The sequence below is a fragment of the Nonomuraea sp. NPDC052265 genome (assembly GCF_044547985.1).
GTDB lineage: Bacteria > Actinomycetota > Actinomycetes > Streptosporangiales > Streptosporangiaceae > Nonomuraea.
On the sequence record NZ_JBIUBJ010000007.1, the window covers coordinates 377,735 to 400,209 of the forward strand.

Genomic DNA, 22,475 nt, shown 5'->3' on the forward strand with positions numbered 1-22,475 from the left:
CTTGTAGACGTTCTGGAGCTATATTGCTCGTGTGTCCACCACCGACTCCACGGTCGTGGCCGTCACCGGCGAGGTCCCAGCGGCCTCCCTGGGCGCGGTCCTGCCGCACGAGCACCTGCTGAGCGACTTCGCCCCGCCCGACGACACGCCCGAAGGCTGGGCGCGTACCGGCCGCGTCCGCCCGACGGCGGCGAGCACCCTGCGGCTCTACCGGGCGCCGCTCACGATGGACCTGCTCGGCGAGGTCGGCATGGGCGCCGTCAACCGGGACGACCTGCTGCTCGGAGACGCGGGCCTGGCCGCCGCCGAGCTCGCCGCGTTCCGGGAGGCCGGCGGCGGCACGGTGGTGGACCTCACGACCGACGGGCTCGGCCGCGACCCGGCCGGGCTGCGCCGGCTCGCCGAGGCGACCGGCCTCACCGTCGTCATGGGCTGCGGCCGGCACCACCCCGCACGCACCGGCGGCCCCGCCGGTCGCGACGCCGCCGCTCTGCCCTCCGCCCAGGACGCCGCCGCGCCGGCCGAGGTGCTGACCGAGGAACTGGTCCGCGACCTCACCGAGGGCGTGGACGGCGTGCGCGCCGGCATCATCGGCGAGCTGGCCGCCCTCGACCCGGCCGTGCCCGCCGAGCGCGCGCTCCTGGTCGCGGCGGCCCGTGCGTCGGCGGCCACCGGCGCCGCCGTCTCGCTCACCCGCGGTGACGACCTCGCCGTCCAGCAGCGCGTCCTCGACCTGCTCGCCGAGGAGGGCGCGGACCTCACGCGGGTCGCCGTCGGGAACTGCGACGCGCTCTCCCCCCGGCCCGACGACCTTGAACCACTGCTCGAACGCGGCGTCTTCGTGCAGTTCGACCGGCTCGGCAGGCTGCCCACCGCGCTCAGCGTCTCCGACGACCAGGACGTCGCCGCGGCCGTGCTCGAACTCGCCCGCCGCGGCCACGCCGGACGCCTCCTGCTGTCGCACGACGTACGGGCCAAGTCGCAGCTCCTCGCCTACGGCGGCGGCGGTTACGCGTTCGTCCTGCGGCAGTTCGTGCCGTACCTGAGGATGCTCGGCGCGGACGACGAGCTGATCGAGACCGTCACCGTGCGCAACCCGAGGCGGCTGCTCACGCTCCGGACCGAGGAGGCGGGCTCGTGAGCCGCTACCCCTTCCCCATCCCGAACCTGGCCGGGCAGGCGCTCACCGTCGCCGGTCCGGTGGACCCGGCGCTGCTCGGGCAGACGTCCATGCACGAGCACATCTTCGTCGACCTGCGCAGGCCCGCCCGGTCCCGCCGTCCCGGCGAGGACGCGCCCGCGGCGGCCGAGCCGCTCACCCTGGCCACCCTCGCGCGCACCCGCCACGGCGGCCCGAACGCCGACAACGACCTGCTGGGCGACTTCGACGAGATGCTCGCCGAGACCCTGGCCTTCGCCCACAGCGGCGGGCGCACCATGGTCGAGGTCTCGCCCATCGGCCTCGGCCGGGACCCGGAGGCGCTGCTGCGGCTGTCGCGGGCCGGCGGGCTGCACATCGTCATGGGCGGCGGCTGGTACACCCCGACGTTCCACCCGGCCGACATGGACGAGCGCACCGTGGACGAGCTGGCCGACGTCATCGTCCGCGACGTCGTGCTCGGGGCCGACGGCACCGGCGTGCGCGCGGGCATCATCGGCGAGGTCGGCGCCGAGTCGACGCCGCTGACCGGTGGCGAGCTCAAGAGCGTACGGGCCGCCGGGCGGGCCTCCCGCGTCACCGGCGCGCCGGTCACCTTCCACGTCGGCGGCGTCGGCGAGGAGAAGTTCCGGGTGCTCGACATCCTCCAGGAGGAGGGCGTCTCGCCCGGCAACGTCGTCCTGGGGCATTGCATGGACGTCCTGTCCGGCCCCGAGTTCGCCGAACGCCTGCTCGCCCGGGGGGTCTTCGTCGAGTTCGACTTCCTGGCCGCGCCCGGCAGCCCGTGGGGGCACCTCGTCCTGGGCAGCGACCACAAGGTCCTGCGCGGCATCGCCGACCTGGTCGAACGGGGTTACGCGGGGCAGATCGTGCTCGGCCACGACGTCTGCCAGAAGATCCAGCTCAAGAGGTACGGCGGCAAGGGCTATGACTACATCCCGCGCCACTTCCTGCCGGCCCTGCGCCGCCTCGGCGTGAGTTCCGAGGCCATCCACAAGATCATGGTCGAGAACCCGGCACGGGCCCTCACCTTCGCAACACCGCAGTGACGAGGAGGACCATGCCCCCCACCCCACCCCCCGTACCCCCCGCCTCCGGGGCCTCTCTTCCCGTGCCCTTGGAGCCGGCGCTGTCCGCCGTCCTGGACGGCATGCCCCAGCCGGACGGTCCCGCCCCGACCCTGGAGACCATCCCCCTGATGCGCGCCGCCGGCGCGGCCATGCCCATGCCCCCCATCGCCGACGTCATCGGCGACCAGGAGATCGACGTCGAGGACCGGCTCGTCCCCGGCCCGGCCGGCGCGCCGGAGCTTGAGATCACCGTGCTGCGCCCGCGCCACCTGACGGCCCCGGTCCCCGGGCTGTACAACATCCACGGCGGCGGCATGATCACCGGCCACCGGGCCATGGACACCCCACGCCTGGTCGCGCTCGTCGAGGAGCTGGGTGTCGTCGCCGTCAACGTCGAGTACCGCCTGGCCCCCGAGCACCCCCACCCGGCGCCGGTCGAGGACTGCTAGGCCGGGCTGGCCTGGATGTCGCGGCACGCCGCCGAGCTCGGCGTGGACCCCGGACGCATCGTGGTGATGGGCGGCAGCGCCGGAGGCGGCCTGGCCGCCGGCGTCGCCCTCCTGGCCCGCGACCGCGGCGGCCCGCATCTGGCCGGTCAGCTCCTGCTGTGCCCGATGCCGGACGACCTCAACACCACCGTCTCCAGCCACCAGTACGACGGACTCGGCACCTGGCCGCGCGCCCTGAACCTGCTGGGCTGGCGGGCCCTGCTCGGCGAGCGCGCCGGCGACCCGGACGCCGACGTACCCTCCTACGCGGCCCCGGCGCGGGCGGCGCGGGAGACGCGGGCGCCCGGTGTGCCTGCGAAGCCGTGGTGGCCGCCCGCCCATACGTGGAGTTCCGCCTGCCCGCCGGTCGCCCAGATGCGGCCGGCGAACTCGACGGCCTCGTCGCGGAACACCTCGGCCGCCCCGACCTCGATGAAGACCGGCGGAAGCCCCGACAGGTCGGACGCCCGCGCCGGGACCTCGTGCGGCAGCACGTCCGGGGTGCCACGTCGTTCGCCGAGCAGGGCGGTCCAGGCGGTGTCCGGTACTCGACCGTCACGCCGACCATGCCGTGCTCCAGGGCCGCCTGGATCAGGCTCTCGATGCCGAAGAACCGGGTGGCGAGGATCATCCCGCCGCCGTGGATCTCGTAGACGGCCGCCGCGCCGGGTGCGGGCCCGCCCTTCGGACGTACGACCGTGAGGGTGACGTCGGGGGCGCCCTCGGGCCCGGGTACGTCCACGTCCCACCACTCGACGGGCCGGCCGCCGACGATCTCCTCCATGGGCGGGATGAGCCCGGCGAAGATCTCGCGGTTGCGCAGGATGGTGTCCGAGCGCAGCGGTACGCTCTCGACCGCCGTCAGGAACGCCGCGAGACCTTCCGCCAGCTCAGGGTCGTAGGGAACGGGGACGTGGCTCATCGTGCCGCCTCTCGGAGACGAACGGACGCCTTAAAGTCTACGAGCGTAGAAGCTTTCTGTCCTGATATACACGGGTACGCGATCAGTCTGACCATGTCCCCCAAGGAGAAGATCATGGTGAAGAGACTCCTCGATGCGACCCCGTTACGCGCAGGGGTCGTCGCGGCCGTCGCATTGACCGGCACGCTGCTGACCTCCGCCCCGGCCGGCGCCACCACGGCGAACCTCCAGGCCACCTCCACCGCCCACACCACCTCGGCCGTCCAGGCCGCCTCCCGTCCGTCCAACGGCCGGATCGTCTACGACCGCCTCAGCGGCGGCCGCGGCGTACTCAAGATCAAGAACGGGACGTCGAAGGACGGCGTCGTCACCATCGTCAAGGGCAGGACCAAGGCGGTCAGCATCTACGTGCGCGCGAGATCCACGGCCCGCATCCGGGACGTCAGGGACGGCACGTACCGCATCTACTTCACGACCGGCTACCGGTTCAGCACCTCGAAGGGCCGCTTCACCAGGGCCGCGAGCTACCAGAAGTTCAACGACCGGCTGCGCTTCCGCACGACCTCCACGCAGTACACCATCTGGACCCTGACCCTCAATCCGATCAGGGGCGGCAACGCCCGCACCAGCCCCGTGAACCCGAAGGACTTCCCCTGATCCTCAGGTGAGCGGCGCTCCCATGTCGCCCCTGTCGAACCCGCCCCCGCCGAACCAGCTGAGGACGCGGTCGATCCGGACGTACAGCCGGGGCGGCAGGTGCGGCAGCACCCGGGAGTGCCGCTGGCCGAGCAGCGCGATGAACTCGACCGGCGAGAGGTCGATGTAGCGCGGCAGGTTCTCGTACCACTGGGCGCTGAGTCGGGCCGACTTCTGGTGCGTGCGGATCGCCGCGCGGCGTTCGCGGTCGTAGCGGGCCAGCGCGGCGTCCAGTTCGGGCCCCTGGTTCAGCGCGTTGACCAGGAAGGCGGCGTCGCCGAAGGCCAGGGCGGTGCCCGCGCCGATGGAGTAGTGGGTGGTGTGCGCGGCGTCCCCGAGCAGGACGAGGTTGTCGTGGTACCACGTGCGGTTGGTCAGCGTGCGGAAGTTCAGCCAGTACGCGCTGCCGTCGGTGTGGGCCCGGCCGATCAGCGGATGGCCGTCGAGGATGTCGGCGAAGAGCTTCTCCAGCAGCGCCAGGCCGTCGGCCTCGGCGGCCTGGTCGAGGCCGAGCCCCTTCCAGGTGTCGGGGGAGCACTCGACGACGCACGTGCTGTGGTCGTCGCTGAAGACGTAGCCGTAGCACCAGATCCAGCCGTGCGGGGTCTCGACGAAGGCGAAGGTGAAGGCGTCGAAGACCTTCGTGGTGCCGAGCCAGATGTAGCGGTTGCGGCCGACCGCGACCTCGGTGCCGAAGTGGTCGGCGTGGCGCTCGCGCAGCACGCTGTTGATGCCGTCGCCGGCCACGACCAGGTCGGCCTCCAGCTCGTCCTGGCTCGCGATCTCGCGGCCGTACTCGATGCGCACGTCGAGGGAGCGGGCGCGCTCGGCGAGGATGTCGAGCAGGCGGTGGCGGCAGATGCCGAAGCCCTCGTCCGAGTCCGACAGCGTCACGGTCGCGCGGTCCTGGACGTGGGTGACCCAGCTGTCCCAGCGGATCGAGTTCTCCCTGATGGCGTCCGCGGAGTCGGGGTCGGCGGCGCGCAGGTTCTTGAGCAGGTCGTCCCAGTAGGTCACGCCCCAGCCGTAGGTGGCCCCGGCCGGGTTGCGCTCGTAGACGGTGACTTCGTGGGACGGGTCGACCCGCTTCATCAGGATCGAGAAGTACAGGTTGGCGGGCCCACCGCCGACGCAGGCGACCTTCACACTAGCTCCCCAAGCGACAGAAAGTAATCAATCCAGCACAGAGAGTATCAGAGGGTCTGTGCCAGGGGAGAAGGCGCGTCCGCCGACGGTCAGGCCACGACTCGTGCCGCCCCGCGCAGGCCGAGGGTGAGGCTGCCGGCCAGGAGCACGACGCCGGACAGCACCCCGCTGACGACCGGCACCCACGCCACCGCGGGCGTGGCGGCCAGGACGAGGCCACCGGCGCCGAGCAGCGTGAGCGCCACGCCCGGCACGGCGATGCTCCAGTCCTTCCAGATGGGCGCGAGGGCGACGAAGTGCACGCCCACCACGAACGCCACCCAGGCCACGTTCCCCTCCTCGGGACGTCCGAGCGCGGCCAGCACCCGCAGCCCGCCGAACAGCAGGACCGCCTCGGCCACGACCACGGCCAGGTATCCGGGCCCGAACATGCCCCGCCGGGCGTCCGGGGCGGGGCGTTCCGCGCGCGCGGCGCGGAACCACATCACGAGCACGGCCGCCGCCGCCAGGCACGCGGCCCCCCGCAGGAGGTTCGCGGTCACGGGGCCGAGGGGACCGGGCGCGTTGACGACGACGAACACCGCGCCGAACACCGCGCCGACCAGCAATCCAGTCATTCGCTGCATGACGTCCATCGAAGCGCCCGCCGAAGCCCGCCCGCGCGGGGGCTGGGGCGAGGACGGGGTAGCCCTGGCCCTACCTCGCCACGCCGCGCAGGTAGGCCAGCACGGCCAGCACCCGCCGGTTGCCGTCCTCGGTCGTGGGCAGGTCGAGCTTGGCGAACACCGAGGCCACGTGCTTGCCGACGGCCGCCTCCGTGATCGACAGGGCGCGGGCCACGGCGCTGTTGGAACGGCCCTCGGCGATCAGCGCGAGCACCTCCCGCTCCCGGGGCGACAGCCGGTACGCCGGCTCGGTGACCTCCCTGGCCCGCGTCCACGACAGCTCGAACAGGTCGATGAGGGTGGCGATCAGGCCCTGCTGCCTGATCATCAGCGCGCCGGGCGTGTAGGCGATCGGGGTGATCCGGACGAACGCCACAGAGCGGTCGAAGATGAGGAGCTGCTGGATCGGCTCGTCGATGACCCGGTGCAGGTCGCCGGCGGCGTGCAGCTCCTTGATCCGGGCCGCCTTGCGCGGGTCGTCCAGCACGCTCGAATGGACGATCGTGCGCATCGCCAGGCCGTGCCCCAGAGCGTCGAGCACGGTACGCCTGCTGCGCTGCTCCTCGCGGCCCTGCTCGCGCGAGCCCACCGGGTGCATGGCCCGCAGCTCGGCCGACGAGCGGGTGGCGCGCAGGATGTGCCGGCGGACGAGCTCGGGGTCCTCCAGCCGTTCGACGTCCACGGGGATGCCGCGCAGCTCGCCGACCACCTCTTCCAGGCGGCGGGCGAGGTGGTCCAGCGACTGGCTCTCGGTCACGCTCCTCCTCCGCACGCGCAGTCCATTCTGTCCGCCCTGCGAGGGGATGCCAAAATCGCCTGACCCGCCTGAATCGGCGAAGGGGCGCCGCCCGATCGGGCGGCGCCCCGGTTCGCGGGAGCGCTGAGCGGTGCGGGTCAGTCGCGCGGGTCCCAGCCGTCGGTGTCCACGTCCAGGTCCAGCTCGTCGGCGATGTCGCCCCAGTCGGCGAACTTGAAGTTGGTGTTCTCCCGGTCCGCCGTGGCCGGCGTGTTCACGCCGTCGTGGGCGATGAACATGCCCTCGTCGAACTCGCCCAGCGGCACGTTGAGCACGGTCGAGCCGTCGCTCACCTCCGAGCCGTCGATGCCGTTCGCCTCGCCGATCCGGAACTGGCCGAGGTAGGAGTTGGAGCCCTCCCTGCGGTAGACGGCGAAGGTGTTGTCACCCTGGCTGGAGGCCAGCAGGTAGCCCTTGCCGTCCTCGCGGTAGTAGATGGTCAGGCCCTCGGCGTCCGCGGTGAGGTGCTGGCCGCCGTAGCCGGGGTCGGCGCCGGGGGTGCACTCCTCGGTCGCGGGGTCGTACGTGCCGGGGACGCCGTACTCGCGCACCTTGTCCACCAGGACGGGCGTGCCGGTGAGGTCGGCGCGCACGCGCCAGATGCCGACGTCCTCCTGGGCCGCGTAGAGCACGTCCCGCTCCTGGTCCACGACCATGCCCTCGACCTGCGCCTGCTCGTCCGGCTCAAGGCAGGGGGACCAGGTCTGGCCGTTCGGCAGGGTGAAGGAGTTGGGCAGGGTCAGCGTCCTGACGAGCTGGTAGCCGATCTTGCCGCCCGGCTTGGCCAGCAGCTTGACCAGGCCGACCGAGGTCTTGTGCCGGCGGCTGACCAGCGCGTACGTGCCGGTGGAATCCTTCCAGGCGGCCAGGCCGTAGGCCGTCTCCGCGTCGTTGACCTGCTGCTGCGTCGCGTTGAACACGAACGGCGCGGCCGGGTCGGTCACGTCGGTGAGGTGGCCGTGCGAGATGGAGTAGACGCGCAGCGTGTCCCGGCCGCGGTCGGAGACGATCGCCAGGTCCCTGCCGCCGAAGCCGTAGGTGACGTCGACGTTGTTGAAGCGGCCCGCCTCGTCGTCCGGACCGGGGGCGGCGGGCGCCGGCAGGTGCTGGAGCTGCTGCCCGTCGAGGTCGTAGACGTACAGGCCGCCCTTCTTGGCGGTGGCGATCACCACGCTGTCCTCGGAGTCGGACGGGTCCACCCAGATCGCGGGGTCGTCACCGTTGGCGTCGCCGCCGGCTGCGTCGTCGTAGAGGGAGGGGGTTTCGACATCGGGGTACACGGTCGCCACGCTGGAACCGGCCGCGGGTACGGCGATCCCGCCTACGACGGTCAACATCAGGGCTGCCAGGGAGAGCCTGGACAGGGGACGCATTGCGCCTCCTCGTTCGGGGTGTTGATGTTGTCCCAAAACGTAACGACCGGTTTACAAGAAATCAATAGGTCATCCTTATGTCAGGACATTAGGTCTTGGGGAGCGATCCAGGGCATGCCGAGAGCCCGGCCGGGGATCTTCCCGGCCGGGCCGTCCTCGGCCGCGCTAGCTGCGGTTGACGCGCCAGAAGTCGGACATGGCCTGGCGGTTCTGCAGGTCGCCGAGCAGGCCCTTGGGATCGGTGTGGAAGAGCTGGCCCTGCCAGTCGGACAGGCCGGGCGGGGTGACCATCGGCTTGACCGTGCTGTTGCCCGAGACGCCGCCCTCGCCGATCTCGTGCTTGACGCCTTCCTCGGTCATGATGAAGTGCACGAACAGCTTGGCCGCGTTGGGGTGCTTGCTCTTGGTGGCGACCGCCGCGTACTTGGGGTAGCTGAAGCCGACGAAGGGGGTCATCCCCTCGCAGGCGGCCTGGTGGTAGCCCTTGTCCTCGTTGTTGCGGAACTTCGAGATCGACATGAAGCCGATCTTCTTGTCCGTGGCGGCCGGCGCACCCACCGCGGCGGAGATGTCCTCGTCCGAGCCGGTCAGCACCGGCTTGTTGAGCGACATCCGCTTGATCCACTCCTGGGCGGCGCTCTTCTCCTCGGTCTTCAGCGGCTTGCCGTACTTGGCCTGGTAGGCCTGTTCGAGCGCCTGGTTGCCGTACGCGTCGAGCTGGGTGAAGAACGACAGCACGGTCGGCTTGCCCAGCGGGTCCTGCATCACCAGCTTGCCGGACCACTCCGGGTCGGTCAGGTCCCAGACGTTCTTCACCGGGCAGCCGCCGGGGGAGAGCTTGGTGTTGTAGCCGAAGACCGTCGCCTTGGAGAGCGCGAGCAGCGGGTTCTGGTTCTCGGCGGGGATCTGGTCCTTCAGGTCGCCGGGGACCCACGTCTGTGTGACGCCCTGCGGTGCGAGATGGCCGACCAGGACGCCGCCGTCCTCGTACATGGCCGCGTCGATGGTGACGTTGTCGGCGGCGTGCTCCCTGGTCATCTTCTCGGCCGTCTGCGGGGTGTCCGACTTCACCCCCTCCATGGCGATGCCGTACTTCGCGGTGAACGCCTTGGCCACTTCCTCGATGTCGCCGCTGGAGTCGTAGACCAGGACGCTGCCTTCCTTCTTCGCGGCGGCGACCAGCGCCTCCAGGTCGAAGTTCGCATCGAGCGACGGGCCGGGCAGCGCCTTGGCCGTCGCCGCCGCCGACGGTCCTCCGCCTGCGGTGGAGGGCGCGCACGCCACTGCGGCGGTCGCCAGCAACGCCATGGAAATGATCTTCCCGGTACGCCTCATGATGGCGTCACTCCTCTTGCCTCTCGGGTTCGCAGGCGCCGCGCCAGCCCCGACCGGCGCCATTGTGTGCTCACGATGAACGTCAGGTGAATAATTTGTCAAGACATTCTTACGTCGCGATGGCTGCGGTTGCCCTGGCGCATCCGGCGGCGCATCGGCGTCCGTGAAGCTCTCAGGCCCACCTGCTCGCTCCCGTCACTCAGGTCGAGCGGTGACTCCAGATACGACAGTTCATCCTTATGTCAGGACAAAGTCTTGACTGTTCATCTGTTGTTCATCTAGAACTGGAGGCCCCCCTGGATGAGGAGCGATCATGCGTGTGGGTCTGCTGGGCCTTGGACGTATAGGCATGTTCCATGCCACAACGCTGTCCGCCTTGGTTGACGAGCTTGTCGTGTCCGACGTGGACACGGCAAGGGCGGAGGAGGTGGCGCGGCGGCTCGGCGCCCGGACCGGCGATCCCTTCGACACGGACGCGGTGGTGATCGCGACGCCGACCTCCGCCCACGCCGAGGCCCTGCTGCGGGCGTGCGAACGGGGAGTGCCGGCGTTCTGCGAGAAGCCGGCCGCGCCGACCGTCGAGGAGACGTTGCGGGTGGCCGAGGCCGTCGAACGGGCCGGGATCAGCGTGCACATCGGCTTCCAGCGCCGCTTCGACGCCGGCTACCGGGCCGCCCGCGAGGCGCTGCTGGCGGGCGAGCTCGGCGAGTTGCACCGCGTCCACATGCTGACCGGCGACCCCGCGCCCCCGCCCGCCGCGTACGTCGCCCAGTCCGGCGGCATCTTCCGCGACTGCCACATCCACGACTTCGACATCCTGCGCTGGGTCACCGGCCGCGAGGCGGACGTCGTGCACGCCGTCGGCGCCAACCGGGGCGAGCCGTACTTCGCCGCGGCCGAGGACGTCGACACCAGCGCCGCCCTGATCGTCATGGACGACGGCACCCTGGTCACCCTCCAGGGCTCCCGCTACAACGGCGCCGGCTACGACGTGCGCATGGAGCTGGCCGGCACCCTCGGCACCCGCGCCGTCGGGCTCGGCGACCGCACCCCGCTGCGCTCGGCCGAGGGCCTGAGCCCGGACGGGCCGCCGTGGCCGGACTTCCAGAGCAGGTTCGAGGCCGCCTACGTCGCCGAGATGGACGCGTTCCTGTCGATGGCCAGGGGCGAGAGCGAGAGCCCCTGCACCGTCCGCGACGCCCTGGCCGCCCTCTACCTGGCCGAGGCCGCCGACCTGGCGCGCCGCGAGGGCCGTCCGGTGCGCGTGCTGGAGGTGGCCAAGTGAGGATCGCCGCCGCACCGATCTCCTGGGGCGTGTGCGAGGTGCCCGGATGGGGACACCAGCTCACCGCCGACCGGGTGCTCGCCGAGATGGCCGAGCTGGGCCTGACCGCCACCGAACTGGGCCCCGACGGCTTCCTGCCGGCCGACCGCGACCTGCTCGGCCGGCACGGGCTGCGCGCCGTGGGCGGATTCGTCCCCGCGGTCCTGCACGACCCCGCCCACGACCCGCTGCCCGCGCTCCGCGCCACCTGGGCCTCCTTCGACCCGGACGTGGTCGTCGTACTGGCCGCGGCCACCGGCGCCGACGGCTACGACGCCCGTCCCGAGCTGGACGACACCGGCTGGCGCACCCTGCTCGGCAACCTCGACCGCGCCTTCCACGAGGCGAAGGGCGATGGCCGCGCGCTCACCCTGCACCCGCACGTCGGCACCATGGTCGAGACCGGCGAGGAGGTGGACCGGGTGCTCGGCGGCAGCGCCGTCCCGCTCTGCCTGGACACCGGCCACCTGCTCATCGGCGGCGGCGACCCGCTCGACCTGGTCACCCGCGCCCCCGAGCGGATCGCCCACGTGCACCTGAAGGACGTCGACGCCGCGCTCGCCGGACGCGTCCGGGCCGCCGAGCTGACCTACACCGACGCCGTCCGCGCCGGGATCTACCGCCGGCTCGGCCACGGCGACGTGGACGTCCGGGGCATCGTCGAACGCCTGACCGCCGCCGGGTACGACGGCTGGTACGTCATGGAGCAGGACGTCGTCCTGGACGCCGAGCCCGCGGCGGGCGCCGGCCCGGCCGACGACGTACGGGCGAGCGTGGCGTTCCTGCGGGGCCTGGCGTGAGCGCCCTCGACGTGCTGACGATGGGCCGGGTGGGCGTGGACGTCTACCCGCTCCAGAGCGGCGTGTCGCTGCGCCACGTGGAGACGTTCGGCAAGTACCTGGGCGGCAGCCCCACCAACGTGGCCGTGGCCGCCGCCCGCCTGGGCCGCTCCAGCGCGGTGATCACGCGGACCGGCGACGACCCGTTCGGCGCGTTCGTCCGCGACGCGCTGCGCTCGTACGGCGTGGACGACCGCCTGGTCGGCGCCACGCCCGGCCGGCCGACCCCGGTCACGTTCTGCGAGATCAGGCCGCCCGACGACTTCCCGCTCTACTTCTACCGCCAGGACGCGCCCGACCTGGAGATCGCGCCCGGCGACCTCGACCTGGCGGCCGTCACCGGGGCGAGGCTGTTCTGGGCCACCGTGACCGGCCTGTCGGCCGAGCCGTCCCACGCCGCCCACCTGGCCGCCTGGCGGGCCCGCGGGCGCGCCCGGCACACCGTGCTCGACCTGGACTACCGGCCCATGTTCTGGGCCGGCGCGGCCTCCGCCCGCGAACGGGTGCGCGAGGCGCTCGCGTACGTCACCGTCGCGGCCGGCAACCTCGACGAGGTCGAGGTGGCCACCGGCACCCGCGACCCGCGCGCGGCCGGCGAGACCCTGCTGGCCGCCGGCGTCGAACTGGCCATCGTCAAGCAGGGCGCGGACGGCGTGCTCGGCATGACCGCCACCGAGACCGTACGGGTGCCGCCCGTGCCCGTCGAGGTGGTCAACGGGCTCGGGGCCGGCGACGCCTTCGGCGGCGCCCTGTGCCACGGCCTGCTCGAAGGCTGGCCACTGGAACGCACCCTGCGCTTCGCCAACGCCGCCGGCGCGATCGTCGCCGGACGCCTGGCCTGCGCGCCCGCGATGCCCACGGCGGACGAGGTCGAGGCCGTCCTGTCCGCCACACTCTCGGAAGGAGCCGCCACGCATGCGTGAGCAGGACTACCGGCGACTGTTGGACCAGCGCGCCTGGCAGCCGGAGCGGATCGCCGAGGCGGCCGCCGCCCGCCGGCGCAGGCCGCTCAGGAACGGCAGGGAGCAGCTGCTCATCATCGCGGCCGACCATCCGGCCCGCGGCGCACTCGGCGTCGCCGGCCACCCGATGGCCATGCGCAGCCGCGCCGACCTGCTCGACCGGCTCGTGACCGCCCTGGCCAGACCCGGCGTGGACGGCGTGCTGGCCACCCCCGACATCGTCGAGGACCTGCTGCTGCTCGGCGCGCTCGACGACAAGATCGTCATCGGCTCGATGAACCGCGGCGGCGTGGCCGGCTCGGTGTTCGAGTTCGACGACCGCTTCACCGCCTACGACGCCCCCTCCATCGCCGCGATGGGCCTCGACGGCGGCAAGATGTTGTGCCGGATCGCGCTGGAGGACGGCGCCACCGCCGCCACCCTGGCGAGCTGCGGCCAGGCCGTCACCGACCTGGCCAGGCACGGCCTGATGGCGATGGTCGAGCCGTTCTGGTCCAGGCGGCAGGACGGCGCGGTGCGGCACGACCTGTCGCCCGAGGCCGTCATCCACTCCATCAGCGTCGGCCAGGGGCTCGGCGCGACCTCCGCCCGCACCTGGCTGAAGATCCCGGTCGTACCGGACATGGAACGCGTCGTGGAGTCCACGACGCTGCCCGTGCTGCTGCTGGGCGGCGACTCCGGCCAGGACACCGGCGAGATGTACGACTCCTGGCGCAAGGCGCTGCGCCTGCCCGGCGTCCGCGGCCTGGTGGTCGGCCGGGCGCTGCTCTACCCGCCCGACGGGGACGTGGGGGCCGCCGTGGACACCGCGCTCGGTCTGCTGGAGGGCGGCGTGCCCGATCTCGTCCAAGGAGGCGCCTCATGAGGCTGACCACCGCTCAGGCGCTGACCCGCTTCCTGGCGAGCCAGTGGTCGGAGCGCGACGGCGTCGAGCAGCGGCTGATCGCCGGCGTGCTCGGGATCTTCGGCCACGGCAACGTCGCGGGCATCGGCCAGGCGCTGGCCGAGCAGGGCGCGGGCACGCGTGACCCGCTGCCGTACTATCTGGCGCGCAACGAGCAGGCCATGGTCCACACGGCCGTCGGCTACGCCCGTACCCGTGCGCGGCTGTCCACCTTCGCCTGCACGACGTCCATCGGGCCCGGCGCCACCAACCTGGTCACCGGCGCGGCGCTGGCCACCATCAACCGGGTGCCGGTGCTGCTGCTGCCCGGCGACGTCTTCGCCACCCGTGCCCCCGGCCCGGTGCTGCAGGAGCTGGAGGACCCCCGCTCCTACGACGTGTCGGTCAACGACTCGCTGCGTCCGGTGTCGCGCTTCTTCGACCGGATCAACCGGCCCGAGCAGCTCCCGTCCGCGCTGCTGGCGGCGATGCGGGTGCTGACCGACCCCGCCGAGACGGGCGCGGTCACGCTGGCGCTGCCCCAGGACGTGCAGGCCGAGGCGTACGACTGGCCCGAGGAGCTGTTCGCCCGCCGGGTCTGGCACGTTCCCCGCCCGGTGCCCGAGCCGGCCGCGCTGGCCAGGGCCGAGGAGCTGCTGCGCGGCTCCCGCAGGCCGCTGATCGTGGCCGGCGGCGGGGTCAGGTACAGCCAGGCGTGGGCGGAGCTGACCCGCTTCGCCGAGCACCACGGCGTGCCGGTGGGCGAGACGCAGGCGGGCAAGGGCGCCCTGCCGTACGACCACCCCTGCGCGGTCGGCGCGATCGGCCACACCGGCACCGACGCGGCCAACACCCTGGCCCGCGAGGCCGACCTGGTCATCGGCGTCGGCACCCGCTACACCGACTTCACCACCGCCTCCAGGACGCTGTTCGGCCAGGCCGCCTTCCTTAACGTCAACGTCACCGCCTTCGACGCGGCCAAGAACGCGGGCAGCACGCTCGTCGCCGACGCCCGCGAGGCCCTGCGCGCCCTCGACGAGACGGACTGGCGGGCCGACCCCGAGTGGACCCACCGGGCCGCCGCCCTGGCAGCCGCCTGGCAGTCGGAGATCGGCCACACCTACGCGGGCGCCGAGCTCACCCAGCCCGTCATGCTCGGGGTGCTCAACGAGGTCGCCGAGGGCGGCGTGGTGGTCAACGCGGCCGGCTCGATGCCGGGCGACCTGCACCGGCTCTGGCGTCCCGGCGACCCCGAGCAGTACCACGTGGAGTACGGCTACTCGTGCATGGGCTACGAGATCGCCGGCGGCCTCGGGGTGAAGCTGGCCGCGCCGGAACGCGAGGTGTTCGTGCTGGTCGGCGACGGGTCGTACCTGATGATGGCGCAGGAGATCGCGACCGCCGTCCAGGAGCGGATCAAGCTGGTGATCGTCCTGGTGGACAACCGGGGATTCGCCTCCATCGGCGACCTCAGCGAGTCGGTGGGCGCGCAGCGGCTCGGCACCGCGTACCGGACCCGCGGGCCCGGCGGCGACCTCGACGGCGAGCCCCTGCCGGTGGACCTGGCCGCCAACGCCGCCAGCCTGGGCGCCGACGTGCTGCGCGCCGACGGTCCCGAGTCGCTGCGGGCCGCCCTGGTCAAGGCCAAGGAGTCGGCCAGGACCACCGTCGTGTACGTGGAGCCCGTCCCCGGCGGCGGCCCCGGCGCGCAGGCATGGTGGGACGTGCCGGTCGCGGAGGTGTCCGGGCTGCCCGCCGTCCGGGCCGCCCGTGAGCGTTACGACGAGGCCAAGCGCGACCAGCGGCCCTACCTCTGATGGGCTGGACGCTGGCCTTCGCCGCGGTGGCCGTCCTGTTCGTGCTGATCAGCGGGGCCAACGACGGCGCCACGCTGATCGGCCTCGGCCTGCGCTTCCCGCGCACGCCCGGCTGGCTGGCCGCCGCGCTGCTCGTGACGGTCCTGTTCGCCGGGCCGTACGTGCTGGGCGTCGCGGTCGCGCGGACCTTCACCGAAGGGCTCGCGGGGCTCGGCTCCAGGAGCGGCGCGGCCGTGTTCCTGGCCGGCGTGGTGATCGCCGTCGTGGTGGTGGCGGTGTTGACCGGCAGAGGGCTGCCCACCAGCCTGACGCTGGCGGTGATCGGCGGCATCGCGGGCGCCGGGCTCGGCGCCGGACTACAGGTGGCCTGGGCCGGCCTGGTCACGGTCCTGGCGATCGGGGCGTGCGCGCCGCTGGTCGGGCTGGGGCTCGGCTACCTGCTGGGGACGGCGTCCCGGCGGGTGCCGTCCTCGCGCCGGATGCCGGGGCTGGTGCTGGCCGCCCACCTGGTGGCCTACGCGGCCCAGTGCCTGGCCTACGCCGTCAACGACGGCCAGAAGATGATCGCCGTCGTGAGCGTCGCCGTGGACGTGGGCCGCAACGGGCTCGGCCGGGTCGGGCCCGTCCAGGTCGCGCCGGGGTGGATGGCCGTGCTGGTGGCGCTGTTCCTGGCCGGGGCGCTGACCACGCTGCCCCGGGTGGGCGAGCGGATCGGCCGCGGCCTGGTCATCACCCGGCCGCTGCACGTGCTGTCGGCCGAGACGGCGGCCACCGGCGCCGTCCTCGGCAGCTCGGCCCTGGGCAGTCCGGTGAGCATGACCCAGTCCGTGACGGCCGGAGTCGTCGGCGTGGTGGCAAGCGAAGGAAGCAGGAGGGTGCGATGGCAAGGAGTGCTGAACATGGGTACGGCCTGGCTGGTCACGCTGCCGTCGTCCATGGCTCTGGGCGTCCTGGCCGGGCTCGGCCTGAGGCTGCTGTGAGCGGCGGGAGGAGCCGCCGGCTCGCCCGCGTCTGGGACGACCTGCGCGGCCGGTCGGGACGCCGGGTGATCGACCTCGTCCGCGGCCAGGTCGCCGTGGCCAGGGAGGGCGCCGTGCTGGCCTGCTCGGCCGCCTCGGGCACGACCGGTCAGGCCGCCGCCCGCGCCCGCATGGCCGAGGTCGAGCACGAGGGCGACGCCGCGCGGGCCGAGCTCGTCCGGGCGCTGAGACGGGTGCTGGCCACCCCCATCGACAGGGAGGACCTGTTCCGGCTGTCCCGCTCGGTCGACGACGTGCTGGACCAGTTACGCGACTTCGTGCGCGAGGCCGACCTGTTCGGTCCCGCCGACCTCACCTTCGCCACCGAGCCGCTGGGCGCCGTCATCGAGGGCCTGGACCAGCTCGACCGGGCCCTGCTGAAGATCACCGGCGACCCCGGCTCGGTCACCGTGGCCGTGCTCGCCACCCGCAAGTCCCGCAGCCGCGTCCGCCAGCTCTACCAGACCCGGCTCACCGAGCTGTTCGCCGGCCCGCTGGACATGGACACCCTGCGCGAACGCGAACTGCTCTCCCGCCTCGACGCCGTGGGCCGGCGGCTCGGCGAGGCCGCCGACGCCCTCGCCGACGCCATGCTCAAACGAAGCCACTGAAACCCCCCGAAGGAAGACCCATGGCTGTTCTGACCAAGACGGAACCGCCGCCTCGCCCGCCGAGACGGCGCCGACTCCGCTACCGCCTCCAGGTCCTGCGGCACGACCCGACCGCCGCGCTCGGCCTGATCCTCGTCGTCCTGCTCGCCTACCTCGTCGTCGCCCCCCTGATCGCGGTCCTGTCGGACGCCTTCCGCCTGCAGTTCGGCGACGAGCTGCACGCCGGCCAGCAGCCGGGGGAGTGGACGGGCTACTACCTGTGGCGGGTCTTCCGCTCCCAGATCAGCGGCCTGCTGTTCTGGGGCCCCCTGGTCAACACGCTGGTGGTCGCGGTCGGCACCGTCCTGTTCGCGCTGCTGCTCGGCGGCGGGATGGCCTGGCTGGTGACCCGGACCAACGTGCCCGGCCGCAAGTGGCTGGCCGGGGCGCTGGTGGTGCCGTACATGCTGCCGTCGTGGACGTTCTCGCTGGCCTGGCTGACGTTGTTCAAGAACGAGCGGGCCGGCGGGCAGGTGGGCTTCCTGGAGTCGGCCGGCGTGCGCACCCCCGACTGGCTGGCCTACGGGCCGCTGCCGATCATCGTCACGCTGGGGCTGCACTACTACCCGTTCGTGCTGCTGCTGGTCGGCAACGCGCTGCGCAGGATCGACGTCCAGCTTGAGGACTCGGCCCGGATCCTCGGGGCGCCGCGGCGCGTCGTCGTGCGGCGGATCGTGGTGCCGCTGATGCTGCCCGCGCTCTCCTCGGCCGTGCTGCTCGTGGTCGGCCGGGTGCTCGGCACGTTCGGCACCCCGTACGTGCTCGGCCTGCCCGCCGACTACCAGGTGCTGTCCACCGGGCTGTTCCAGTCGATCAGGGACCGCAGCACCGGGGTGGCCTCCGTGCTCGCCAGCGTCATCGTGATCATCGGCGTGCTGATCGTCTTCACCGACATGCGGCTGATGCGCGAGCAGCGCAGGTTCGTCACCGTGGGCGGCAAGGGCGCGATGGACCGGCTGGGCGACCTGCGCGGCTGGCGCTGGCCGGCGTTCGCGCTGGGCGCGGTGGTCTTCGTGGTCAGCGTGCTGATCCCGGTGCTCACGCTGCTGCTGTCCACGCTCACCCGCACGCCGCTGGACCTGTCCACCCTGACGCTCGACTACTGGATCGCCGACCGGCTCCCCGGCGCGGTCGGGTTCCCGCACGGCATCCTGCGCGGCTCCGAGTTGTGGCAGGCCGCCTGGAACTCCCTGCGCATCGTCGGCCTGGCCTCGCTGATCTGCGCGGTCGCCGGCCTGCTCGTCGGGTACGTCGTGGTCCGCGGCACCGCCCCGCGCATCGCCGGGTTCCTGCGCCAGGTGTCGTTCCTGCCGTACCTCATCCCCGGCATCGCCTTCGCCGCCGCCTCGCTGTCGTTGTTCGCCGTCGCCCGCGGGCCCGTCCCGGCGTTGTACGGGACGACGTTCCTGCTGATCCTGGTCATGGCGGTCACGCACCTGCCGTACAGCTCGCGCTCGGGCATCGCGGCGATGATGCAGCTCGGCCGGGAGCCGGAGGAGGCCGCGCAGATCGCCGGGGCCTCCTGGTGGCACCGGATGCGGCGGATCATCTTCCCCATCCAGAAGGGCGCGCTCGTCACCGGGATCGTGCTGCCGTTCATCTCGGGGCTGAAGGAGCTCAGCATCGTCGTGATGCTGACCACCACCGGCACCCAGCTTCTCACGACGCTCTCCATCGGCCTGGTCGACTACGGATACACGCAGCTCGCCAACGGCGTCGTCCTCATGATCGCTTTGCTCTCCTTCACCATGACTTCCCTGACCCAGCGGCTGACCAAGAGCAGCCTGGCGTCCGGCCTAGGAGGATAGATGCCGAACATCACCTTGAGCGCAGTCTCCAAGAGCTACGGCGGTGGCGACTACGCGGTGCGGAACCTCGACCTCGTGGTCCCCGACGGCGCCTTCATGTGCCTGCTCGGACCCTCCGGCTGCGGCAAGACCACCACGCTGCGCATGATCGCCGGTCTCGAACAGCCCACCGCGGGCAGCATCGCCGTCGGCGACCGCGTCCTGGACTCGGTCGAGCAGGGCGTCTACGTCCCGCCCGAGAAGCGCGCCATGGGGCTGGTCTTCCAGAACTACGCGCTCTGGCCGCACCTGTCCGTGCGCGACAACGTGGAGTTCGGGCTGCGCATGCGCAAGGTCCCGGGCCCCGAGCGGCGCTCGCGGGCCGAGGCGGCGCTGAAGATGGTGCACGTCGACGCCGCCATGGACCGCTACCCCTCCCAGCTGTCCGGCGGCCAGCAGCAGCGCGTCGCCCTGGCCAGGATGCTCGCGGTCAACCCGTCCGTGCTGCTGCTGGACGAGCCGCTGTCCAACCTCGACGCCCGGCTGCGCCTGGAGATGCGGGCCGAGCTCAAGCGCATCCACGAGGAGTCCGGCGCGACGATCGTCTTCGTCACCCACGACCAGCTCGAAGCCCTCACCATGGCCACCGACGTCGCCGTCATGAACGAGGGCGAGCTGCAGCAGCTCGCCGCCCCCATGGAGATGTACGAGCGGCCCGCCAACCGGTTCGTCGCCGAGTTCGTCGGCAGCCCGCCGATGGCCATCGTGGACACCGGGCCCGCGCCCGGCGGGCTGGCCGGGTCACTGCTGCGGTTCGTGGAGGCGCGCGACCCGGAGGTCACCCCGTCCGCCGTGGGCATCCGGCCCGAGGCGCTGCGGCTCGGCGCGCCGCCCGCCGCCGCCTGGAGCGAGGAGGCGCTGGTCGAGGCCGTGCTGCCGGCCGGCTCCTCCTGGACGGTACGGCTGCGCGTCCTGGACACCGAGCTGTTCGCCCTGTCGTACACGCCGGTGCGGGCCGCGCCCGGCGACGTGCTCACGTGCTGGACCGAGCAGCTCCACCTGTTCGGCGCCGACGGCGCCCGCATCTCCTCCTGGGACCGGGCGGAGGTGACCGCGTGATCCGCCCCAAGGCGCTGCTCCTGGACTTCGGAGGCGTGATCGTCGAGACCGCCAAGCGCCCGTCCTGGGCGGCCGAGCTGGCCGCCGAGGTGCACGCCATGCTGGCCAGGACCGGGTTCGACGGCCTGACGGCCGAGGACGTCGAGAGCGACATCCGGGCCGGGGCGCGGGCCGACAAGTACTGGAAGGACTCCACCTCCCGGCAGTTCGCGCCCGAGGAGATGACGCACCGCCGGTTCTGGGCCGAGTTCGTCGCCACCGACTGGCCCGAGCAGGCCCGCACGCTGGTCACCGTCGAGGCCACGCCCCTGTGCAAGCGCATGGGCGAGCTGCGCAGCGACAGGAAGCTGCGCACCGGCATGGAGGAGCTGCTGAACGCCTGCCTGCGGAACGGCGTCGTCCCCGCCGTCGTCAGCAACGCCCTGTGCGGGGCCGTGCACCGCGACTACCTGGCCGGCAGCGGCCTGGACCACCTGGTCGCCGCGCAGGTCTACAGCGACGAGGTCGGCGTGCGCAAGCCGAACCCCGAGATGATCCTGCTCGCCTGCCGCGCCCTCGGCGTGGACCCCGCCGACGCCTGGTACGTCGGCGACAACTACGACCGGGACGTGATCTGCGGCGCCCGGGCCGGGGCGGGGGCGACCGTCCTGATGGTCTCCGCGAGCACCGACAAGATCCCGTACCGGGTGCGGCAGAGCCCTCAGGCCACGGTCGAGGACCCCCGCGCCCTGCTGAGCCTCCTGGAGGAGACATGGACGTGAACACCTCTCGCGAGCTGGCCGCCATCGCGGTCGAGGCGGCCAGGGCGGTCGGCGACCGTCTGCGCGGCGCCTTCCGCTCCCGGCCCGAGATCCAGACCAAGCGCGACTTCCACGACCCGGTGACCGAGCACGACAAGGCGGCCGAGGAGGGCATCCGCGAGGTGCTCGACCGGCTCTGCCCCGACAGCGTCGTGGTGGGCGAGGAGGGCGGCACCAGGGGAGAGGGCGCCATCAGCTGGTACGTCGACCCCATCGACGGCACCGCCAACTTCGCCGTCGGCCTGCCGTTCTTCTGCACCTCGATCGCCGCCGCCGTGGACGGCGAGGTGGTGGCCGGGGTGATCTACGACCCGGTGCGCGACGACGAGTTCACCGCCTGGCTCGGCGGGGCCGTCTGCAACGGCGAGCCGCTGCGCAGCGCGGGCGCCCGCTCCGACCGCGAGGCGGTGCTGCTGTCCAGCTTTCCCACGCCGCGCGACCTGGCCGAGGACGAGGAGGGCGCGCTGCGCCGCTTCTCCAGGATGACCCAGTCGTTCGCGACCATCCGCCGTCCCGGCAGCGCCGCGCTCAAGCTCGCCCACGTCGCCGCCGGATGGTCCGACGTCGCGTACGGCACCCGCGTCAACGCCTGGGACGTCGCGGCCGGATCCCTGCTGGTCCGGCAGGCCGGCGGCGTCTACATCCCGCTGTCGGGCAGCGTCTTCGAGCCGGGCGGCTACCTCGCCTGCGTCGGCGGGTTCGACCTGGCCTCCTCGGTGCTGGCCGACGTGGCCGGGGCGAGGAGCACGACGTGATCCGCTGGATCGTGACCGACCTGGACGGCACGCTCGTCGGGCGCGACCTGGCCATGGTGCCCGCCGCCCGGGACGCCCTGCGCCGCTACCGGGCCGCGGGCGGCGAGGTCGTCATCGCCACCGGCCGCATGGAACGCTCGGCCCGTCCCTACTACGACGAGCTGGGCCTGGACGGCCCGGCCATCCTCTACAACGGCGCCCGCACCGTGAACCTGGCGACCGGCGAGGTGCTGCGCTCCCGCCACCTGCCGGCCACCGCCTGGAAGACGCTGCTCGGCCTGTTCGGCGAGCTGCCCCCGGGCGTGCACCCGGTGGCGTTCGCCGGTGGCGAGGCGCTGGCCGTGGACGACGTCCCCGAGCTGCGCGACTACGCCCGGCGGGACGGCATCACGCTGCGCGACCCCGGCGACTGGGCGGCGCTGCCCCCCGACGGGATCACCAAGTGCATGCTGATCGGCGACCGCCTGCCGGAGCTGGACATCGCGGGCACGGTCACCGTCCGGTCGGAGGCGACGTACCTGGAGGTGCTGCCGGAGGGGGCGACCAAGGGCAGCGCCCTGCGCGAGCTGGCCGCGGCCCGCGGCGTGCCGCTGGAGCAGGTCATCGCCATCGGTGACAACCCCAACGACATCGACATGATCCAGGCCGCCGGCGTGGGCATCGCGGTCGGCGACGGCCACCCGGACGTCCTGGCGGCCGCGGACGTGGTGTCGCGTCCCTGCGCCGAGGGCGCGCTCGTGGACGCGGTGGAACTGGCACTGAGAGAGGGAGAACGGTGAAGTCGGTCAAGCACTGGATCAACGGCGCTCTGACGGACGGCGACAGCCGTACGGCGGAGATCTTCAACCCGGCGACCGGGGAGGTCAGCGG

The 22,475-nt window shown here is 72.6% G+C and carries 22 protein-coding genes and 1 pseudogene; 17 read left to right on the top strand and 6 right to left on the bottom strand.

Annotated elements, in window-relative coordinates; genetic code table 11:
* Positions 1–31 precede the first annotated feature (31 nt).
* The 3 genes and pseudogenes from ACIHAD_RS23600 to ACIHAD_RS23610 all read left to right on the top strand — a co-directional run.
* On the top strand, positions 32–1,141 hold the full coding sequence (locus tag ACIHAD_RS23600) for a phosphotriesterase (protein WP_397356741.1): 1,110 nt from the start codon (positions 32–34) through the stop codon (positions 1,139–1,141).
* Positions 1,138–2,208 (top strand): phosphotriesterase, encoded by a 1,071-nt coding sequence (locus tag ACIHAD_RS23605; protein ID WP_397356742.1) that lies wholly within the window; start codon positions 1,138–1,140, stop codon positions 2,206–2,208. Before ACIHAD_RS23600 ends, ACIHAD_RS23605 begins: the two co-directional genes overlap by 4 nt.
* A 176-nt stretch (positions 2,209–2,384) precedes the next feature.
* Positions 2,385–2,942: pseudogene (locus tag ACIHAD_RS23610) on the top strand (alpha/beta hydrolase); the annotation flags it as partial.
* Between the two features lie 38 nt (positions 2,943–2,980).
* On the opposite strand, the gene ACIHAD_RS23615 reads toward ACIHAD_RS23610, so the two are convergent.
* On the bottom strand, positions 2,981–3,211 hold the full coding sequence (locus tag ACIHAD_RS23615) for an alpha/beta hydrolase (protein WP_397356777.1): 231 nt from the start codon (positions 3,209–3,211) through the stop codon (positions 2,981–2,983).
* On the opposite strand from ACIHAD_RS23615, the gene ACIHAD_RS23620 reads away from it, so the two are divergent.
* Positions 3,200–3,370, top strand: a complete 171-nt coding sequence (locus tag ACIHAD_RS23620) for a hypothetical protein (RefSeq protein ID WP_397356780.1) — start codon at positions 3,200–3,202, stop codon at positions 3,368–3,370. The genes ACIHAD_RS23615 and ACIHAD_RS23620 overlap by 12 nt on opposite strands.
* Before the next feature lie 383 nt (positions 3,371–3,753).
* On the top strand, positions 3,754–4,296 hold the full coding sequence (locus tag ACIHAD_RS23625; protein WP_397356744.1) for a hypothetical protein: 543 nt from the start codon (positions 3,754–3,756) through the stop codon (positions 4,294–4,296).
* Positions 4,297–4,299: 3 nt separating this feature from the next.
* On the opposite strand, the gene ACIHAD_RS23630 is transcribed toward ACIHAD_RS23625, so the two are convergent.
* From ACIHAD_RS23630 to ACIHAD_RS23650, 5 genes are all read right to left on the bottom strand, one after another.
* On the bottom strand, positions 4,300–5,481 hold the full coding sequence (locus ACIHAD_RS23630) for an FAD-dependent monooxygenase (RefSeq protein WP_397356745.1): 1,182 nt from the start codon (positions 5,479–5,481) through the stop codon (positions 4,300–4,302).
* Positions 5,482–5,570: 89 nt separating this feature from the next.
* Entirely contained in the window at positions 5,571–6,098 is a 528-nt protein-coding gene (locus ACIHAD_RS23635) for a hypothetical protein (protein ID WP_397356746.1), read from the bottom strand.
* 79 nt (positions 6,099–6,177) lie between these two features.
* Positions 6,178–6,903 carry a LuxR C-terminal-related transcriptional regulator gene (locus ACIHAD_RS23640; protein ID WP_397356747.1) on the bottom strand — a complete coding sequence of 242 codons (726 nt, stop codon included), beginning with the start codon at positions 6,901–6,903 and terminating at the stop codon, positions 6,178–6,180.
* A 137-nt stretch (positions 6,904–7,040) separates the two neighbouring features.
* Positions 7,041–8,315: a phytase gene (locus tag ACIHAD_RS23645; RefSeq protein ID WP_397356749.1), complete on the bottom strand. Its 1,275-nt coding sequence runs from the start codon at positions 8,313–8,315 to the stop codon at positions 7,041–7,043.
* A gap of 165 nt (positions 8,316–8,480) precedes the next feature.
* Complete coding sequence (locus ACIHAD_RS23650; RefSeq protein ID WP_397356750.1) at positions 8,481–9,650, bottom strand: ABC transporter substrate-binding protein; 1,170 nt, start codon at positions 9,648–9,650, stop codon at positions 8,481–8,483.
* Positions 9,651–9,963: 313 nt separating this feature from the next.
* Between ACIHAD_RS23650 and ACIHAD_RS23655 the strand changes: the two genes are divergently transcribed.
* From ACIHAD_RS23655 to ACIHAD_RS23710, 12 genes are read left to right on the top strand one after another with little or no spacing between them, the layout of a single operon-like run.
* Positions 9,964–10,935 carry a Gfo/Idh/MocA family oxidoreductase gene (locus tag ACIHAD_RS23655; protein WP_397356751.1) on the top strand — a complete coding sequence of 324 codons (972 nt, stop codon included), beginning with the start codon at positions 9,964–9,966 and terminating at the stop codon, positions 10,933–10,935.
* Positions 10,932–11,774, top strand: a complete 843-nt coding sequence (locus ACIHAD_RS23660) for a TIM barrel protein (protein WP_397356752.1) — start codon at positions 10,932–10,934, stop codon at positions 11,772–11,774. The genes ACIHAD_RS23655 and ACIHAD_RS23660 overlap by 4 nt, the downstream gene beginning before the upstream one ends.
* Positions 11,771–12,736 carry a 5-dehydro-2-deoxygluconokinase gene (gene iolC, locus ACIHAD_RS23665; protein WP_397356753.1) on the top strand — a complete coding sequence of 322 codons (966 nt, stop codon included), beginning with the start codon at positions 11,771–11,773 and terminating at the stop codon, positions 12,734–12,736. Before ACIHAD_RS23660 ends, iolC begins: the two co-directional genes overlap by 4 nt.
* Complete coding sequence (locus ACIHAD_RS23670) at positions 12,729–13,640, top strand: class I fructose-bisphosphate aldolase (protein ID WP_397356754.1); 912 nt, start codon at positions 12,729–12,731, stop codon at positions 13,638–13,640. The genes iolC and ACIHAD_RS23670 overlap by 8 nt, the downstream gene beginning before the upstream one ends.
* Positions 13,637–15,475, top strand: a complete 1,839-nt coding sequence (gene iolD, locus ACIHAD_RS23675) for a 3D-(3,5/4)-trihydroxycyclohexane-1,2-dione acylhydrolase (decyclizing) (protein WP_397356755.1) — start codon at positions 13,637–13,639, stop codon at positions 15,473–15,475. Before ACIHAD_RS23670 ends, iolD begins: the two co-directional genes overlap by 4 nt.
* Positions 15,475–16,455, top strand: a complete 981-nt coding sequence (locus ACIHAD_RS23680; RefSeq protein WP_397356756.1) for an inorganic phosphate transporter — start codon at positions 15,475–15,477, stop codon at positions 16,453–16,455. Before iolD ends, ACIHAD_RS23680 begins: the two co-directional genes overlap by 1 nt.
* Positions 16,452–17,105, top strand: coding sequence for a DUF47 domain-containing protein (locus ACIHAD_RS23685; protein ID WP_397356757.1), 654 nt, complete (start codon positions 16,452–16,454; stop codon positions 17,103–17,105). The genes ACIHAD_RS23680 and ACIHAD_RS23685 overlap by 4 nt, the downstream gene beginning before the upstream one ends.
* 20 nt (positions 17,106–17,125) lie before the next feature.
* Positions 17,126–18,952 carry an ABC transporter permease gene (locus ACIHAD_RS23690; protein ID WP_397356758.1) on the top strand — a complete coding sequence of 609 codons (1,827 nt, stop codon included), beginning with the start codon at positions 17,126–17,128 and terminating at the stop codon, positions 18,950–18,952.
* A complete protein-coding gene (locus ACIHAD_RS23695) occupies positions 18,953–20,050 on the top strand; it encodes an ABC transporter ATP-binding protein (RefSeq protein WP_397356759.1) in 1,098 nt (365 codons plus the stop codon). It begins immediately after the preceding gene.
* Entirely contained in the window at positions 20,047–20,811 is a 765-nt protein-coding gene (locus tag ACIHAD_RS23700) for an HAD family hydrolase (RefSeq protein ID WP_397356760.1), read from the top strand. The genes ACIHAD_RS23695 and ACIHAD_RS23700 overlap by 4 nt, the downstream gene beginning before the upstream one ends.
* Entirely contained in the window at positions 20,802–21,605 is an 804-nt protein-coding gene (locus ACIHAD_RS23705) for an inositol monophosphatase family protein (RefSeq protein WP_397356761.1), read from the top strand. The genes ACIHAD_RS23700 and ACIHAD_RS23705 overlap by 10 nt, the downstream gene beginning before the upstream one ends.
* Complete coding sequence (locus ACIHAD_RS23710) at positions 21,602–22,384, top strand: Cof-type HAD-IIB family hydrolase (RefSeq protein ID WP_397356762.1); 783 nt, start codon at positions 21,602–21,604, stop codon at positions 22,382–22,384. Before ACIHAD_RS23705 ends, ACIHAD_RS23710 begins: the two co-directional genes overlap by 4 nt.
* The last annotated feature ends 91 nt before the right edge of the window (positions 22,385–22,475 follow it).